This window comes from Pyxidicoccus sp. MSG2 (assembly GCF_026626705.1).
In the GTDB taxonomy this organism is placed as follows: domain Bacteria; phylum Myxococcota; class Myxococcia; order Myxococcales; family Myxococcaceae; genus Myxococcus.
Map to the genome: position 1 here is coordinate 3771495 of NZ_JAPNKC010000001.1, position 14781 is coordinate 3786275.

The following is a 14781-nucleotide window of genomic DNA, read 5'->3' on the forward strand; positions in this document are numbered from 1 at the left end:
CCATTCGCGTCCTGCCAGAGTGTATTCCCTTTAGGGCAAGAGAGGGTCGGCGCCCGGTCGCTTCCCATGCAGCCACATGAGCAGATTGTGGCAGAACTGTGAGCGGATCAGGGTTCGCGGAGTGGGAGGGCTCGGCTATCGTCGCGGCCGTGCCCGTCTTCGGTCTTGCGGCATTGTGGAATGGCTCGGCCCTGCCGGAGCGTGTCGCGGCCTGGGTGGAGGGGCTGGGCACGCTGCTGTCCACGGCCCAATCCCTGCAACTCGTGGTGTCGCTGCGCGCGGAGGAAGCGGGCCTCGAGCTGAAGGTGGAGGCGCCCGGCTACCCGCGCGCCGCGGTGGAGAAGCTGGCCGAGGAGGCGAAGCGCAGCCGCGGCACCTTCGTGGAGCTGTGGCGCATGCCGAAGGCCGAGCGCGATGCCTTCCGCACCGCCACCTTCGGCGGAGGCACTCCCTACCCGGGCGAGGAGCGCGCCGCCGCCGCGCGCGCCCTGCAGCAGCACGTGAGCAAGCTGGCCGCGAGCGGCGAGCGACCGTCCGTCCCGCCCGCAAACCCCATGGACGCGCCCCGGCCCGTGCAGGCGCCCCGGCCCGGCCCGGAGGCCCCGCCCGCGCGTGCCGCCGCGAGTTTGCCAGAGGGCGGCGCCGCGACAGCCGCCGCGAGCATGCCGGAGCCCTCTGCCCCGCAGCCCCGGGCCATTGCCCCCTCGCACCGGGTGCCCACCGCGCCCCGGGACAGCCCGCAGCGGCGCGGGCGGCGCTTCGCGGTGAAGCTGGAGCTGGAGTTCCGCACCGAGCTGGACTTCGTGCGCGAGCACGCGCTCAACATCTCCAACGGCGGCCTCTTCGTGCGCACCGCGCACCGGCCGCAGCCCGACAGCGTCGTCACCGTGGACGTGAAGCTGCCCAACGGGAACCGGCTGCAGGGCGACGCGGTGGTGGTGCACGTGGTGGATGACCCGTACACCGGTGGCGTGGGGCTCGCGTTCCTCAACGACGACGCCACCTTCTCCCAGACGCTGGACGAGTACCTGGCGAGCCTGGTCGGCGGCACGGGCTGACGATGGACGGCACGTCGGAGACCTGGCCGCGAGACTGTGGCCGCTTCGAGCTGCTGTCGCGCCTGGGGCGCGGGGGCATGGCGGAGGTGTTCCTCGCACGGATGCGGCAGGGGCCCCGGGCCGGAGAGCGGGTGGCCATCAAGCGGGTGCGCCCCGAGCGCGCGCGCGACGCCGAGGCCCGCGAGCAGCTCCTCCACGAGGCGGAGCTGGCGCGGTGTTTGAATCATCCGCACATCGTCGGCTTCGTGGAGTACGGCGAGCTGCCGGATGGCGGCTACCTGGCGATGGAGCTGGTGGAGGGGCCCGACCTGGGCCGCGTGCTGGCCCAGTGCCGGCGCCGCCGGATTCAACTGCCCATCGACATCTCCGTGCACATCGTCCGGCAGGTGCTGGAGGCGCTCGCGCATGCGCACCATGCCACCAGCACCACGGGGCGGCCGCTGGGCGTGGTGCACTGTGACGTGTCCCCGCACAACGTGCTGCTGTCGCGCACGGGCGAGGTGAAGCTGGCGGACTTCGGCGTGGCCCGCTCGCGCGCGGGCCTGGCGCTGGATGCGCGGCGCCTGGGCAAGCAGCACTACCGCTCGCCGGAGCTGATTGCGGGCGATGTGTCCGTGGCGGTGGACCTGTGGGCGGCGGCGGTGCTGCTGTACGAATTGCTGTCGCTGGAGTCCCCCTTCCCCTCGGGGCCCGGTGACGAGGTGGAGTCCTCCATCCGCGGAGGCCGGGTGACGCCCATCCGCCAGCTGGTGCCGGGGGTGTCCGACGCGCTGGCGCTGGTGCTGGACCGCGCGCTGGCACCCCACCCCACGCAGCGCTTCAAGTCCGCGGAGCAGTTCGCCCGGGCGCTCGCGCCGCTGTGCGATGACCGCGTGGCCACCCCGCTGGCGGTGGCCGCCGTGGTGCGCGGGTTGATGGGCACGGAAGCCTGAGGCGACAGGCCCCGCGCCTCACGCCACCTGCTGTCCCACCGCGGGCGGCACCATGCCCGGGTCTCCCTCCACCACCAGCCGGCTGCGGCCTCCGCCCTGCTTCACCACGCGCACCTGGACGCCGATGCGCTCGGCCAGCCCGCTGACGTGGGAGATGATGCCCACCTGCCGCCCCGTGGCCTGGAGCGCATCCAGCGTGGCCAGGGCCACCTCCAGCGTCTCCGGGTCCAGCGTGCCGAAGCCCTCGTCGATGAAGAGGGTCTCCACCTGCGTCGTCTCGGACGACAGCGAGGCGAGCCCCAGCGCGAGCGCCAGCGACACGAGGAAGCTCTCTCCGCCGGAGAGGCTGGCCACGCTGCGCACCTCGTCGCCCATGTCCCCGTCCACCACCTGCAGGTCCAAATCGTGCCCCGGCACGCGCATCAGCCGGTAGCGCCGCGCCAGCTCCCTCAAGTGGGCGTTGGCGTGCAACAGCAGCGCGTCCAGCGTGAGGCTCTGGGCGAACACCTTGAAGCGCTTGCCGTCATGCGAGCCGATGAGCTCCCCCAGCGCCTTCCAGACCTCCGTCTCGCGCTGGCGCTCCTCCAGGGCCGCGGCCTCCGTGCCGTGCCGTGCCCGGGCCGCGTCGTCGGACTCCAGGCGGGCGCGCAGCGTGGCCTCGGCGCGGCGGCGGGCCTCCACGTCGGCGCGCAGCCGCTCGCGGGCGGGGAGCGCCTCGGCCTCGGACAGGGACGGTGGGCCGGACTCCTCGTGCCGCGTGCGCCGCTCCCGCCGCTCGGCCAGCACCGCGCGCGCCTGGGCGAGCGTCTCGCGCAGCGCCGACAGGGCGCGCGCCTCCGCCTCACACCACGCGGCGTCGTGGGCCAGGAGCGCCTTCACCGCGTCCAGGGTGGTGCCACGGGCGGAGAGCTGTTCCGCCAGCGCGGCGCGGGCGGACTCCCTCGCCTCGACGGCCTCGGTGCGCGCGCGCACGGCGTCCTCGGCGCGGGCGGTGGCCACGCGCTCCGCCTGCTTCGCGGCCTCCGCGGCCTCGCGGGCGCGCTCGAAGGACTCCACCGCGGCGTCCAGCCGGGCGCGCAGCTCCGCGCGCACGTCCTCGGTGGAGCGTCCGTGCAGCAGCGCGGCGCGGGCCCGGGCCACCTCGCTCCGCTCCTCCTCCTTGAGCGCGGCGAGCTTCGCGTGCTCCTCGGCGTGCTGGGTGCTGACGTCCACGAGTCCCTGGGCGCGAGCGCGGTGCTTCTGCTCCTCGGCCTCGCGGGCCTCCGCCTTCAGCCGGGCCTCTTCCTTCGTCTTCCACAGGGCCACGCGCTTCGCACAGTTGCCCCGGAAGGTGGCCGGGTCCGCCTCCAGCTTCGCCTCCCAGCCCTCGTCCTGGGAGAAGACGGGCGCCACGTCCGCGAGCACCTGCCGGCGGAGGGCCTCCGCCGCCTCCACGCGGGCCAGCACCTCGTTGAGCGTGCCCTCCGCCCGGGTGAGGGACTCCTCGGCGCGTCGGAGCATCTCCGCCGCCGCCTCGCGCCGCGTGCGCTGCGTCTCCAGCGCGGCCCGGGCCTCGCGTGCCGCGCGGGCGAGTCCCTCCGCGGCCTCTTCCTCGGCCTTGAGCGCGGCGAGCCGCTCCTGCACCTCGGCGCGCGCCGCTCGCAGCCAGGCGCCCGCTTCGGTGGTCTCACCCGCCTCGGGAGCCAGGGACGCGTCATGCGCCGCGCCCTGCCCTGCCCCCGCCACCGAGCGCAGCCACTTCCCGCGCGCCCCGCCCCACGCCGCGCGGTGCTCCGCGCACCGGGCCGCGGCCGTCTCGCGGCGAGCCTCCGCCTGGCCCGCGCGAGCACGGGCCGCCGCGCCCTTCGCGCTGGCCTCCATCTCGGTGCGACTGGCCTCGGCCCGCTCCGTCTCCAGCGTCTCCACGCGCGCCGTGGACTCCGCCACCAACCCGTCCAGCGCGGACACCTCGCGGGCATACGGATGCTCGGTGGCGCCGCACAGCGGGCACGCCTCGCCCTCGCGCAGCAGGGTGCGGTGGGACGCATAGCTCTGCGTCGCCTGCGCCATCGACAGGGCCCGCCGCGCCTCCTTCAGCGCGGCCTCGCGCTCCGCACGCCGCGCCGCCGCCTCCCGAGCCACCCCCTCCGCGGCCTCCGCCTCCGCCTTCGCCTTCGTGGCCTCGCCCTCGGCGGCGCGCTCCTCCGCTCCGTCAGACGTCAGCCCCTCCCGCGCCACCTCCAGCGCCCGCAGCACGTCCTGCCGCGCCAGCAGTGTCTCGCGCAGCGCACGCCGTGCCGCGCCCGCCTCTCCACCCTCCGCGGCCTCCGCGTGTGTGGCCGCCGCCTGCGCCATCTCCTCCGCCTCGGCGACCGCTGCCTTCTCCTCCCGCCGCAGCGTCACGTCACCGCGCAGCCGGTCCACGTCACCGCGCAGCCGCCCGGCCTCCTCGCGCGCCTTCCGCCCCTCGCCCAGCGCCGTCTCGTAGCGCTCCAGCTCGCGCTGCCACCGGGGCCACTCGCCCGCCAGGGCCACCCAGTGCGCCTTCTCCGTCAGCCACCTGCGCGCGCCCTCGCCTTCCGTGCGCGCCGCCGCCTCACGGGCCAGCACCGACTCCAATTCCGCCTTCGCCGTCCCCGCCGCCCCCCGCGAAGTCTCCGCGCGCCCGCGCGCCTCCTCCGCCTCCCGCGCCACCACGGCCAGCCGGGCATCCAGCGCCGCCGCCGCCTCCAGCGCGGGCCTCGCCGCCACCTCCGCGTCCTGCGCCCCCGTCCTCGCCCGCTCCGCGTCCCGCAGCACGACCTTCCGGGCCGCCGACTCCGCTAGCGCCTTCTGGGCCTCCGAGGCCCGAGCCCCCTGCGCGGCCTCCGCCTCCGTCCACCGCCGCTCCGCGCCCTCCGCCGCCGCCACCGTGCCGCGGAAGGACTCCGCCGCGCGCACCTCTTCCAGCCGTGCCGCCCGGGGTGCCGCCTCCTCCAGCGCCTGCGCGGCCTCCGCCGCCTTCGTCTCCGCCGACAGCTCCGCCCCCAGCAGCCCCACCCGCTCCGAGTGCCAGGCCGCCGCCCCCTCCGCCGCCTCCAGTTGCGACTCCGCCGCCGTCCGCGCCCCGGCTTCCTCGCCGAGCCGCGCCTGCGCCGCCTCGCGGTCCGCCTCGGACATGAGGGCAATCGCCGCCAGTCCCTGCGCCCGCCGCGTCAGCTCCTCCTGCTCCGCCCGGTTCTTCTCGTGCGCGGCGACGGACAGCCGGCTGTACACCTCCGTGCCCGTCATCCGCTCCAGCAACTCCGCGCGCTCGCTGGCATCCGCCTTGAGGAAGGCCGCGAACTCGCCCTGCGCCAGCAGCGCCGAGCGGCGGAACTGGTCGAACGACAGCCCCAGCCGCTCCTGAATCGCGGCGAGCACCTCGCCCTTGGTGCGGCCGAACTGCTGCGCGCTGGCCACCTCCGTCAGCGTCATCTCCTGCGGCCGGAAGCGCCCCTCCGCGCGGCTGCGCGCGCGCCACACCGACCAGCGCGCCCGGTAGCGCTTCCCGTCCTTTCCCTGGAAGTCCACCTCGGCGTAGCCTTCGCCCGCCCCGCGCCGCAGCATGCCGCGCACGTCGTACGCCGACAGCCGCGCCTCCTCCTCTTCATCCGCCCGGCCCACCGGCGCGCCGCCACGCCCGCCCAGCCGGGGCGTGCGGTCGAACAGCGCCAGGCACATCGCGTCCAGCAGCGTGCTCTTCCCGGCCCCCGTGGCACCGGTAATCGCGAACAGGCCCAGCCTGTCCAGCGGCGGCCGGTCCAACTCGAGGGCGAAGTCGCCCGCGAAGCTCGTCAGGTTGGAGCCGCGGATGGCGAGAATCTTCATGACGCCTCCTCCACCTCGGCCAGCAGCGTGTGGAAGGCCTCCAGCAGCACCGGGGACGGCGGCTCCTGGAAGTCCCTCGCGTAGCGCGCGCGGAAGACGTCCTCGGGCGTGCGCTCCTTCAGGGACAGGCCCGGCTGCGCTTCGGCCAATGCGCCGCCGATACCCGTGTACGCCGGGGTCAGCTTCACCAGTCGCACCGCCTTGCCCTCCAGGACCTTCTCCACCTTCTGCCGCAGCGACGGCTCAGGCCGGGGCAGCGCCACGCAGACCTCCAGGTAGGGACGCGTCCACTCCGGCGAGCCCTCCTCGCGCTCCGGCAGTGCCTCCAGCAGCGACACCACCTCCTCCAGCGGTACCGCCTCCCGCGCGGGCACGCGCACCATGTCCGTGGTGCGAGGCACCGTCAGCGGCCGCACGCCCTCCAGCGCGTCACCCTTCAACTCCACCAGCAACACCTGGTGCCGGTAGCCCGCCTCCGACAGGGACAGTGGCAGCGGCGAGCCGCTGTAGCGCACTCCCTCGCGCCCGCCCACGCGCTGCGCTTTGTGCAGGTGGCCCAGCGCCGCGTACGCCACGTCCTCCGCGAACAGGTCCACCGGCAGCGCGTGCTGGTTGCCACCCAGAATCTTCCGCTCGCTGAGCGCGGAGAGCTCCGTGCCCGTCATGTAGCAGTGGCCCATGGCCACCAGCGCCTGTCCGGACTGGCGCCTGCGCCGCGCCGCGGACAGCACCTCGCCGTACACCGCGCGCACGCCCTCCACCAATCGGTCTCCCGCCTCCACCGGCACGGGCGGCAGGTCCGCGGGCCGCAGGTAGGGCACCGCCGCCACCCACGCGCCCACGTGCCCCTTCGCGTCGTGCAGTGGCACCAGCAGTCGCTCCAACTCAAGTTCCCCGCGCGCGCGCGGCAGGCCGCCCACCACGCGCACGCCGAGCGCGGCGAAGAGCGGGTCCGGCGCGTCCAGCCGCGCGGCCGAGTCGTGGTTGCCTCCGATGACGACCACGTCCAGCCGGGGCAACCGCCTGCGGGCGCGCGCGACGAAGTGGTACCAGGCCGCCTGCGCATCCGCGCCGGGGTTGGCGGTGTCGAAGATGTCGCCGGCCACCAGCAGCGCATCGACGGCGTGCGCCTCCAGCGTGTCCAGCAGCCAGTCGAGGAAGGCCGAGTGCTCCGCCTCTCGCGAGACGTCGTACAGCGTGTGCCCCAGGTGCCAGTCCGACGTGTGCAACAGGCGCATCCCGCGTCCACCCTCCCTCGCCCCGCGGCGCAAGGGCCGCGGGCAGCCTCCCCTGGGGAAGCCACCCGCTCCAAGCGGCAGGCGCTTGCTCCCTTACTCGCTCCCTCTGACATGCGCGCAAGTTCCTGGAAGTTCGCGCAGTTACGAAGGCGACTCCCCTGGCGGGTCCTGCCACCCGAACGGACGTGGGGTGTAGGTACCCTTCACGCCCGGACACCTTCGACGGCCGCGCTGGCACCCTGTCCGCGTGCCAGCGGCTTCACGCCCGAACGTCGGTCCGAGCGAGGCGGCTCACCCCCCGCGCGCCCGCCTCCGCCGCAGCGCCAGCGCGCCCAGGGCCAGCCACGCGAGCGGCGCCACCGGGGCCGCGCCGCAGCCGCAGCCGCTGTCGTCCCCCGGCTCCTGCGGCTCACCCGTCCCCGCGTCCGGCTGTGACAGCGCGCAGCTCCCGTCACCGGCGCACACCGTCACCTGCACCTCGGACTGCATCCCCGCGGTGTCCACCACGACGAAGCGGACGAGGTGCCCGCCCGGCGTCAGCCCGGTGGTGTCCCAGCGGTTGTGCTCGCCGCCGAAGTGGAAGTGGTTGTCCGTGCGCGTGTCCGTGTATTGCAGCACGCCGTCCACGTAGAACTCGGCGCGCGTGCAGCCCACGTCGTCCACGCAGTCACCGAAGAACTCGCCCGTGGCGCCGCCGGACACGCGCTCACCCTCCTGGGGGCGCGTGAGGACGGCGCGCGGCGCCTCGTCCGTCTTCACGGTGATGCGGAAGGACTGCTCCGCGTCCGGAACCTCGCCGTTGCTCACCCGCACGACGACGTCCACCGAGCCCGCCGCCGAGGGCGTCCAGGAGAGCAGGCCCGTGGCCGCGTCGAGAGCCATCCCCGCCGGCACCGTGCCCACCAGCGAGTACGTCGGGGCCGGCCGGGCCTCCGCCTCCACGTCGTAGCGGTAGGGATTTCCCACCACCGCGGTGGTGATGGGCGTGGAGGTGATGATGGGGGCCAGCGGCTCGTCATCCACCTCCGTGGCCACCACCGAGCGTGCATCCAGCCCCGGCGCGGCCACGGTGATGGTGGCGACGCCGCCGAGGCCGTCCGCGTCTGGCGCGGCCGCCAGGGTGACAGTCCTCGGCGTGTTCCAGTTCCCGGCCGTGAAGGAGAGCGAGGCCCCGTCCTGCACCGTGATGTCCGCGTCGCCCTGCGTGGGAGCCACGTTGACGGTGACGTTGCCCGAGGGCTGCTTGGACAGCGACACGTCGAAGGTGGCGGTGCCGTTCTCCGGGACGGACACCTGCGAGGAGGACAGCACCAGCCTCGGGGCGTTGTTGTCGATGGTGGTGACCACCACCGCCTCCTCTCCGAGCCCCGCCGCCGTCACCGTGAAGGTGGCGACGTCCTCCACGGCGTCCACATCCTCCACCGCCTCGAGCGTCACCACGCGGGGAACGCTCCAGTCCGTCTGGGAGAAGGTGAGCGAGCCGCCACCGACGACGCTCAGGTCCTCCGAGCCCCCCAGGGCCCGCGTCACCTGCACCGTGACGGCCGCGGTGGGGGCCTGGGCCAGGCGCACGGTGAAGGCGGTGCGCCCGCCCTCCACCACGCGCAGGTTGAGCCCGGACACCACCAGCTTCTGCCCGGGCGCGGAAGGGACGATGCGGCGCACGGTGCCGTTGGTGTACCCGAGCGCGTACAGCGCCCCGTCCGGCCCCACCGCCATGTCCACGTTCGCCGAGAAGCCCGTGCCCCACTCGTCCACCGTGGCCACCGAGTTGTCCGCCGCCAGCGTGGCGCGCGTCACCTGCGCGGAGTTGTAGTCGCCGAAGAAGAAGTTGCCGCGGTACTCCGGAGGGAAGAGCGTGGCGTCATAGAAGGTGCCGCCGGTGAGGGAGCCGCCCAGCGCCTGCGTCGTCGCGGTGCCGCCTCCGCTGCTCGCATCCGGCTGCCCCGGCTGTGCCACGGTGAAGGTGGTGGCGGTGGGCTCGGCGGGCGCGCTGGCGACGTAGAAGGTGCCGTTGAAGCTCGCGTTGCCCACGCCCGCGAGGGTGAGCTTCTCGCCCTTGCGGAAGCCGTGCGCCCCGGTGGTGGTGAAGGTGGTGACGCCCCCGCTGCGCACCGCCCCGGCCCCGGTGAGGTTGCGCGTGTCGACGCTGTTGGTGCGGTACTTGATGACGGGTTGGATGTAATCGTTGGTGGTGGGCTGGTTGTTCTCGTAGTCGTTGTAGCCGGCGTGGTTTCTCCTACCCACCACGAAGACCTGCTCGTAGCCCGTGCCCACGGTGTTGCTCCACAGCTTCCCGGTGGACGGCTGGAAGGTGAGCGTGAAGGGATTGCGGAAGCCGCGCGCCCAGATGTACTCGTTGTTGGGGCCCACGCCGTCGTTGAAGGGGTTGTCGTTGACGGGCGTGCCGTCCAGGTTGGCGCGGCCCACCTTCGCCGCGAGCGACGTCAGGTCGGCATCCACGCCAGTGCCGTTACCCAGGTCGCCAATGGACCAGTACAGCTTCCCGTCCGGGCCGAAGCCCAGGCCTCCGCCGTCATGATTCTGCCCGACGGTGGGCAGCCCGGTGACGACCTGCGTGCGCGCGGTGCCCACGCCATTGGCATCCGTGTAGCGGACGATGCGCTGCTCGGAGGCGGAGACGGTGACGAAGAAATAGACGTACCGGTTGACCACGTAGTTCGGGTCGAACGCGATGCCGATGAGACCGCACTCGCTGTTGGTGTGGACGTTGAGCTCCGTCGCGAACACGCGCGAGATGGGCGTATTCGTTCCCGACTGCGTCTCCAGGGCGCCGTCCTTCATCGCCACCGTGCGCACCACGCCATTCTTGAGGATGATGAACAGGCGGCCCGAGCCATCCGGCGCCCACGCCATGCCCGTGGCGGGTGACAGCGCGCTGGACGTGTAGGCCGTCTCCGTGAAGCCGGCAGGCACCGAGGCCGCCCATGAGGGGGAAGACCAGAGCAGGAACAACAGCGATGTCATGAGGGGGGTACGCATGACCGACGAAGCTAACGCACGGGAAGCGCGGCTTCAGTCCGTCATCTTGTCCGCGCCCATGCCGTGCTGCACCTTCGTCGGCTTTTTACAATCCGGTTGCCGGCGCAACGCCTCACCAACTGATGAAGCCCTCCAGGTACAGCGCGGCCTGACCGGCGATGCGCACGCGAGAGCCTCGCTCCTCGCAGCGCAGCTCACCCCCGCGCGCGGACACCTGCCGGGCGGAGAGCGCTGATTTGCCCAGGCGCTTCGCCCAGTACGGCACCAGCGAGCAGTGCGCGGAGCCCGTCACCGGGTCCTCCGGCACGCCCGCGCGCGGCGCGAAGAAGCGCGACACGAAGTCCACGTCCCTGCCCGGCGCCGTCGGCACCACCGCGAAGGTGTCCAGCGTCGCCAGCCGCGCCAGGTCCGGACGAAGCGCGCGCACCTGCTCCTCCGAGTCGAAGACGGCCACGAGGTCTCTCGAGGCGAACGTCTCACGCGGCGCCGCGCCCAGCGCCTCCACCAGCCCGGCGGGCACCGGGCACGGCGTGGGCGGCCGCGAGGGGAAGTCCATGGCCAGCCACCCATCCGCCTCCTGCGTCACCACCAGCGGCCCGGAGCGCGAGGCGAACTCCACGCGCTCCAGCCCCACCTCCCGGCGGTGGAAGAGCACCCACGCCGCCGCGAGGGTGGCGTGGCCGCACAGGTCCACCTCCTGCGTGGGGGTGAACCAGCGCAGCCGGAGGCCGCCAGACTCGCGGACGAAGAAGGCCGTCTCGGAGAGGTTGTTCTCCAGGGCGATGGCCTGCAGGTCCGCGTCCGGAAGCCACGCGTCCAGCGGGCACACCGCGGCGGGGTTGCCGCCGAAGACGCGGGAGGTGAAGGCATCCACCTGGAAGAGGGGCAGGCGCATGGGGCTTCCTTTCATTCACCGCCCCGCCGGCTCAGCCGGTGGCGGACAGGGTCTGCTCGTACAGCGAGCGCACGCGTGAGGCCAGCGCCACCGGGTCGGGGCCGAACGTCTCGGGCGGCAGCGGCGGCAGCACCCGTACGCGGATGGAGGCGCGCGGGTGCATCCAGGGGCCATCGCCGTCCAGCAGCTCCGGCGTGCCCTCCACCACCACCGGCACCACCGGCACGTGCTCCTCCAGCGCCAGCTGGAACGCGCCGCGCTTGAAGGGCAGCAGCTGGCCTCCGGTGGAGTAGGTGCCCTCCGGGAAGATGAGCACCGGCATGCCCCGGCGCAGCCACTTCCGGCACGGGTCCATCAACTGGTGCAGGGCGGTGGAGGTGCCGCGAACGATGGGGACGTAGGCCAGCAGCGACATCATCCACCCCACCAGTGGCAGGGAGAACAGCGACGCCTTGGCCACGAACTTGTACGGGTAGCGCAGGCCCATGACGGCCAGGATGTCCACGGCGGACTGGTGATTCACCACCAGCACGCACGGCCCGCGCGGCAGCAGCTCGCGGCCCTCCACGCGCGTGCGCCAGCCCGGGGACAGGTGCAGCCACAGCCCATGGCACCAGCGACACACCAGCGAGTGCAGCAGCCGGCGGTCCCTGTCGAAGGGATACGTGACGAGCAGCAGCAGCGCCCCCAGCGTGAAGAGCACCGGGGCGGTCAGCGCGAAGACGAGCCAGAACCAGAGCGTGACGGCGTACTTCATGGCGAGGGCCCAGGGCATAGCATCATCCGCCCCCCCGGCGCTCCAGGGCCTCCCCGCCCCGCCCGAGGACGCCTGCCCGGCATCACTCGCGACTGGAAACCCCGGGGTTCCTGACATACACGCACCGTGCATGGAGCTGTCCTCCCCCCCGGCCACTGGCCCTCTCCCCGCCCGGCCCACGTCCGGCGTGGAGACGTGGCTGACGGCCGGCCTCGTCCTGGCGGCGGTGGCGGCGCTGGCCTATCTCTGCGGCTACATGGCCGTGCCCATCGTGGACGACGCGGCCATCTCCATCGCGTACGGCCACACCTTCTTCAGCGGCGGAGGCCTGCGCGTCACTCCGGCCTCACAGCCGGTGGAGGGCTTCTCCAATCCGCTCTGGACGCTGCTGCTGGGGCTGAGCCACCCGCTGGGCCTGCCGCCGGACACGTACGCGCACACGCTGGGCATCATCTTCGGCCTGCTGGCGCTGCCCCTCTTCGCGCTGTGGGGCCCTGCGTCGGAGCGCCGCGCCCCGCGCCTGGAGGACGCCGCCGCGCCATGGGTGGCCGCCTCCAGCGCCACGTACGCCTCGTGGATTTCGAGCGGCATGGAGACCGGCCTCCAGTCCTTCCTCCTCGCCGCGGCCGGAGTGCTGCTGCTGCGAGCGCTGCGCACCGGGACGGGCGCGAGCACGGGCCTGGCGCTGGGCCTGCTGTGCCTCACGCGTCCGGAAGGCATCCTCTACACCGCCGCGGCCGGCGCGCTCTGGCTCGTGCACCGCGCGCTGGAGCGGCGCTGGACGGGACGGCAGGCGCTGGGCATCGCGCTGTGGCTGCTGTTGCTGGTGGGCGGGTGGCTCCTGGTGCGCTGGGTGTACTTCGCGGACCTCCTGCCCAACACGTACTACGCCAAGAAGCTCTGGCAGTTCGACGGGCCCGGCTACGTGCGCAACTACTTCGCGGAGCACGAGCGGCTCTGCCAGCTCGCGGTGATGGGCGTGCTGCTGGGCCTGGCGGGAGGCGCCGCGCGCGCGAGGACGGCGGCGCTCGCGGCGCTCTTCCTCGCCAGCGGCGGGTACTTCGCGTGGCGCTCCGGCGACTGGATGCGCGAGTGGCGCTTCCTCGCGCCGCTGGTGCCGCTGCTGGGCGTGGGCGTGGCGGCGGGACTGTCCGGCGTGCGCGCGTGGGCCACCTGGCTTCGCGAGCGGGGCGCGCGGTGGACGTGGCCGGCGCGGGGCGTGGTGGCCGTGGCGGGGCTGGGTGCGCTCTTCCTCGGCGTGCCGGCCCTGAAGGCGTCGGTGCTGCGCGCGCCGCGCATCAAGGCCTCGCCGGAGCTTCCGTACGACTTCATCGCGGAGCGCTTCCGCCACGTGAAGGAGATGGCGGACAGGCTCGGGCAGGCGCGGCCGCTGGTGGGGTACCCGGACCTGGGCGGGCAGGCGATGGTGCTGCGCCACGCGGAGGTCATCGACGTGGCGGGGCTGGCGGACTACGCGCTGGCGCACCACGCGGGCAACTACCCGGCGCTGGAGGACTACCTCGTCTCGGAGGGACCTCCCGTGTTGCTGGACGCGCACGGCCCCAGCGGACACCTGCGCGGGTTCCAGCAGCTCATGTCTCAGTTCCACCCCATGGGCAGCGACCACTGGCTGCTCAACGGCCTCACCGACAGGGAAGACCCGCGCTGTCCCGGGGGCAAGGACGCGGCCCTGGCACCGGACCGTGAGGCGCTCGCCCGTCTGTTCGAGCAGGACATCCAGGAAGGTGAGGCGGAGCGGGGCCTGAAGCGCTGGCGCTGCGTCTTCGCCTACAAGCCGTGGAGCGCGCTGCCGGACGGTGACACGCGGGAGCGGCTCGCGGACCTGGCCGAGGAGCGCGGCAAGGCGCTGGAGCGCGAGGGGAAACTGGTCCCCGCGCTGCGCCACTACTCGCTGGCCACGTTGCTCGACAGGGGCGACGCACACCGGCGCCGGAGGACGGAGGCGCTGCGCGCCCGCGTGTTCCCACTGCAACCGGGCGGATGACCGCTGGCCGCCCGTTCTTGCTCAGGCGGCGCGCGGTGCCCTAGAACCCGAGTGAACCCCATGCTCCCGCTCAAGCCCGCCCTCCAGGCCGCCCGCATTGCCCACAGCTTCTTCCCGTTCAGCCAGCTGCGCACCGCGCGCCTGCTGCTGGGGCTCAACGGGCAGCGGCCGCTGGAGGTCGAGCGCCAGTTGTTCGGCTATGACGTCTCGCTGCGGGCCCACCGCAGCACCACGCACCTGCTGCTGTATCTCCAGGGCGAGAAGTTCCTGTCGGACCTGGTGCTCATCGCCCCGCACGTGCGGCCGGGCATGGTGGCCTTCGACGTGGGCGCCAACATCGGCTACCTGTCCCTGTACCTGCGCAGCCGCATCGGCCCGGACGGGCAGCTCCACAGCTTCGAGCCCGAGCCGGACAACTTCGAGGAGCTGGACGCCAACCTGCGCCGCAACGGCCTGGACAACTGCCACGCGGTGCAGGCCGCGGTGGGCTCCCAGGAAGGCACGCTGACGTTCGCCCCCGGCCTCAACGGCCACGTCCCCGAGGACGGCGCGCCCGGCATCTCCGTCCCCGTCGTCACCCTGGACGGCTTCATCGCGAAGCACGGCGTGCCGCGCGTGGACTTCGTGAAGATTGACGTGGAGGGCTTCGAGCTGGACGTGCTCAACGGCATGAAGGACGTGCTGTCCCGGCGCGACAAGCCCATCCTCTACATCGAGGTGCACGGCCGCGGGGAATTTCCCCGGGGAGACCCGCGCCGCGTCTGCGAGCTGCTCGAAGGCCACTACCGGAACATCCGCGCCTACGTGTCGCCGGACGACTTCAAGGCGCGGCAGGGCCGGGTGGCCCGCGTGCTCAACCGCCTGTCCCCCTTCGACAGCATCGAGCGCCAGTGCCGCGTGGAGCTGTCCGAAGTGAAGCAGCGCGACACCCTGCGGTACCAGCTGCTCTGCCTGCCCTGAACGACGACATTTGAACGTCCCGCTGGCGCCCGCACGGTCCGCCCGTTAGCAGAGGGCGGAAAGCGCGGGTGGGGACTGATGTCCAGGTCACTCCCCGGTCGGAGC

Annotated in this window: 9 protein-coding genes; 4 read left to right on the forward strand and 5 right to left on the reverse strand. The window is 73.3% G+C overall.

Annotation, left to right across the window (positions count from 1 at the left end; genetic code table 11):
- Positions 1-149 precede the first annotated feature (149 nt).
- Together OV427_RS14225 and OV427_RS14230 are read left to right on the forward strand one after the other, a co-directional pair.
- Positions 150-1058, forward strand: a complete 909-nt coding sequence (locus tag OV427_RS14225) for a TIGR02266 family protein (protein ID WP_267863424.1) — start codon at positions 150-152, stop codon at positions 1056-1058.
- Positions 1059-1060: 2 nt separating this feature from the next.
- Positions 1061-1990, forward strand: a complete 930-nt coding sequence (locus OV427_RS14230; RefSeq protein WP_267856640.1) for a serine/threonine-protein kinase — start codon at positions 1061-1063, stop codon at positions 1988-1990.
- A gap of 18 nt (positions 1991-2008) precedes the next feature.
- Here the strand turns inward: OV427_RS14230 and OV427_RS14235 are convergent, their stop codons facing one another.
- The 5 genes from OV427_RS14235 to OV427_RS14255 all read right to left on the reverse strand — a co-directional run bounded on the left by OV427_RS14235 (position 2009) and on the right by OV427_RS14255 (position 11711).
- A complete protein-coding gene (locus OV427_RS14235) occupies positions 2009-5818 on the reverse strand; it encodes an AAA family ATPase (protein ID WP_267856641.1) in 3810 nt (1269 codons plus the stop codon).
- Positions 5815-7056 (reverse strand): exonuclease SbcCD subunit D C-terminal domain-containing protein, encoded by a 1242-nt coding sequence (locus OV427_RS14240; protein WP_267856642.1) that lies wholly within the window; start codon positions 7054-7056, stop codon positions 5815-5817. The genes OV427_RS14235 and OV427_RS14240 overlap by 4 nt, the downstream gene beginning before the upstream one ends.
- A 291-nt stretch (positions 7057-7347) precedes the next feature.
- A complete protein-coding gene (locus OV427_RS14245; protein WP_267856643.1) occupies positions 7348-10059 on the reverse strand; it encodes a PQQ-dependent sugar dehydrogenase in 2712 nt (903 codons plus the stop codon).
- 112 nt (positions 10060-10171) lie between these two features.
- The gene (locus tag OV427_RS14250; protein WP_267856644.1) at positions 10172-10954 is read right to left on the reverse strand and encodes a PhzF family phenazine biosynthesis protein; all 783 of its coding nucleotides are present in this window, start codon (positions 10952-10954) and stop codon (positions 10172-10174) included.
- A gap of 31 nt (positions 10955-10985) precedes the next feature.
- Complete coding sequence (locus tag OV427_RS14255; protein WP_267863425.1) at positions 10986-11711, reverse strand: lysophospholipid acyltransferase family protein; 726 nt, start codon at positions 11709-11711, stop codon at positions 10986-10988.
- Between the two features lie 130 nt (positions 11712-11841).
- Here OV427_RS14255 and OV427_RS14260 point away from each other — a divergent pair, with 130 nt between their 5' ends.
- Both OV427_RS14260 and OV427_RS14265 read left to right on the forward strand, forming a co-directional pair.
- Entirely contained in the window at positions 11842-13716 is a 1875-nt protein-coding gene (locus OV427_RS14260) for a hypothetical protein (protein ID WP_267856645.1), read from the forward strand.
- A gap of 60 nt (positions 13717-13776) precedes the next feature.
- On the forward strand, positions 13777-14676 hold the full coding sequence (locus OV427_RS14265; RefSeq protein WP_267856646.1) for an FkbM family methyltransferase: 900 nt from the start codon (positions 13777-13779) through the stop codon (positions 14674-14676).
- Positions 14677-14781 lie beyond the last annotated feature (105 nt).

Bases quoted from the DNA above. Each gene is read 5' to 3' on its own strand.
- OV427_RS14265 (WP_267856646.1), top strand. From the start codon at position 13,777: ATGCTCCCGCTCAAGCCCGCCCTCCAGGCCGCCCGCATTGCCCACAGC.
- OV427_RS14240 (WP_267856642.1), bottom strand. From the start codon at position 7,056: ATGCGCCTGTTGCACACGTCGGACTGGCACCTGGGGCACACGCTGTAC.
- OV427_RS14245 (WP_267856643.1), bottom strand. From the start codon at position 10,059: ATGCGTACCCCCCTCATGACATCGCTGTTGTTCCTGCTCTGGTCTTCC.
- OV427_RS14255 (WP_267863425.1), bottom strand. From the start codon at position 11,711: ATGAAGTACGCCGTCACGCTCTGGTTCTGGCTCGTCTTCGCGCTGACC.
- OV427_RS14250 (WP_267856644.1), bottom strand. From the start codon at position 10,954: ATGCGCCTGCCCCTCTTCCAGGTGGATGCCTTCACCTCCCGCGTCTTC.
- OV427_RS14230 (WP_267856640.1), top strand. From the start codon at position 1,061: ATGGACGGCACGTCGGAGACCTGGCCGCGAGACTGTGGCCGCTTCGAG.
- OV427_RS14235 (WP_267856641.1), bottom strand. From the start codon at position 5,818: ATGAAGATTCTCGCCATCCGCGGCTCCAACCTGACGAGCTTCGCGGGC.
- OV427_RS14260 (WP_267856645.1), top strand. From the start codon at position 11,842: ATGGAGCTGTCCTCCCCCCCGGCCACTGGCCCTCTCCCCGCCCGGCCC.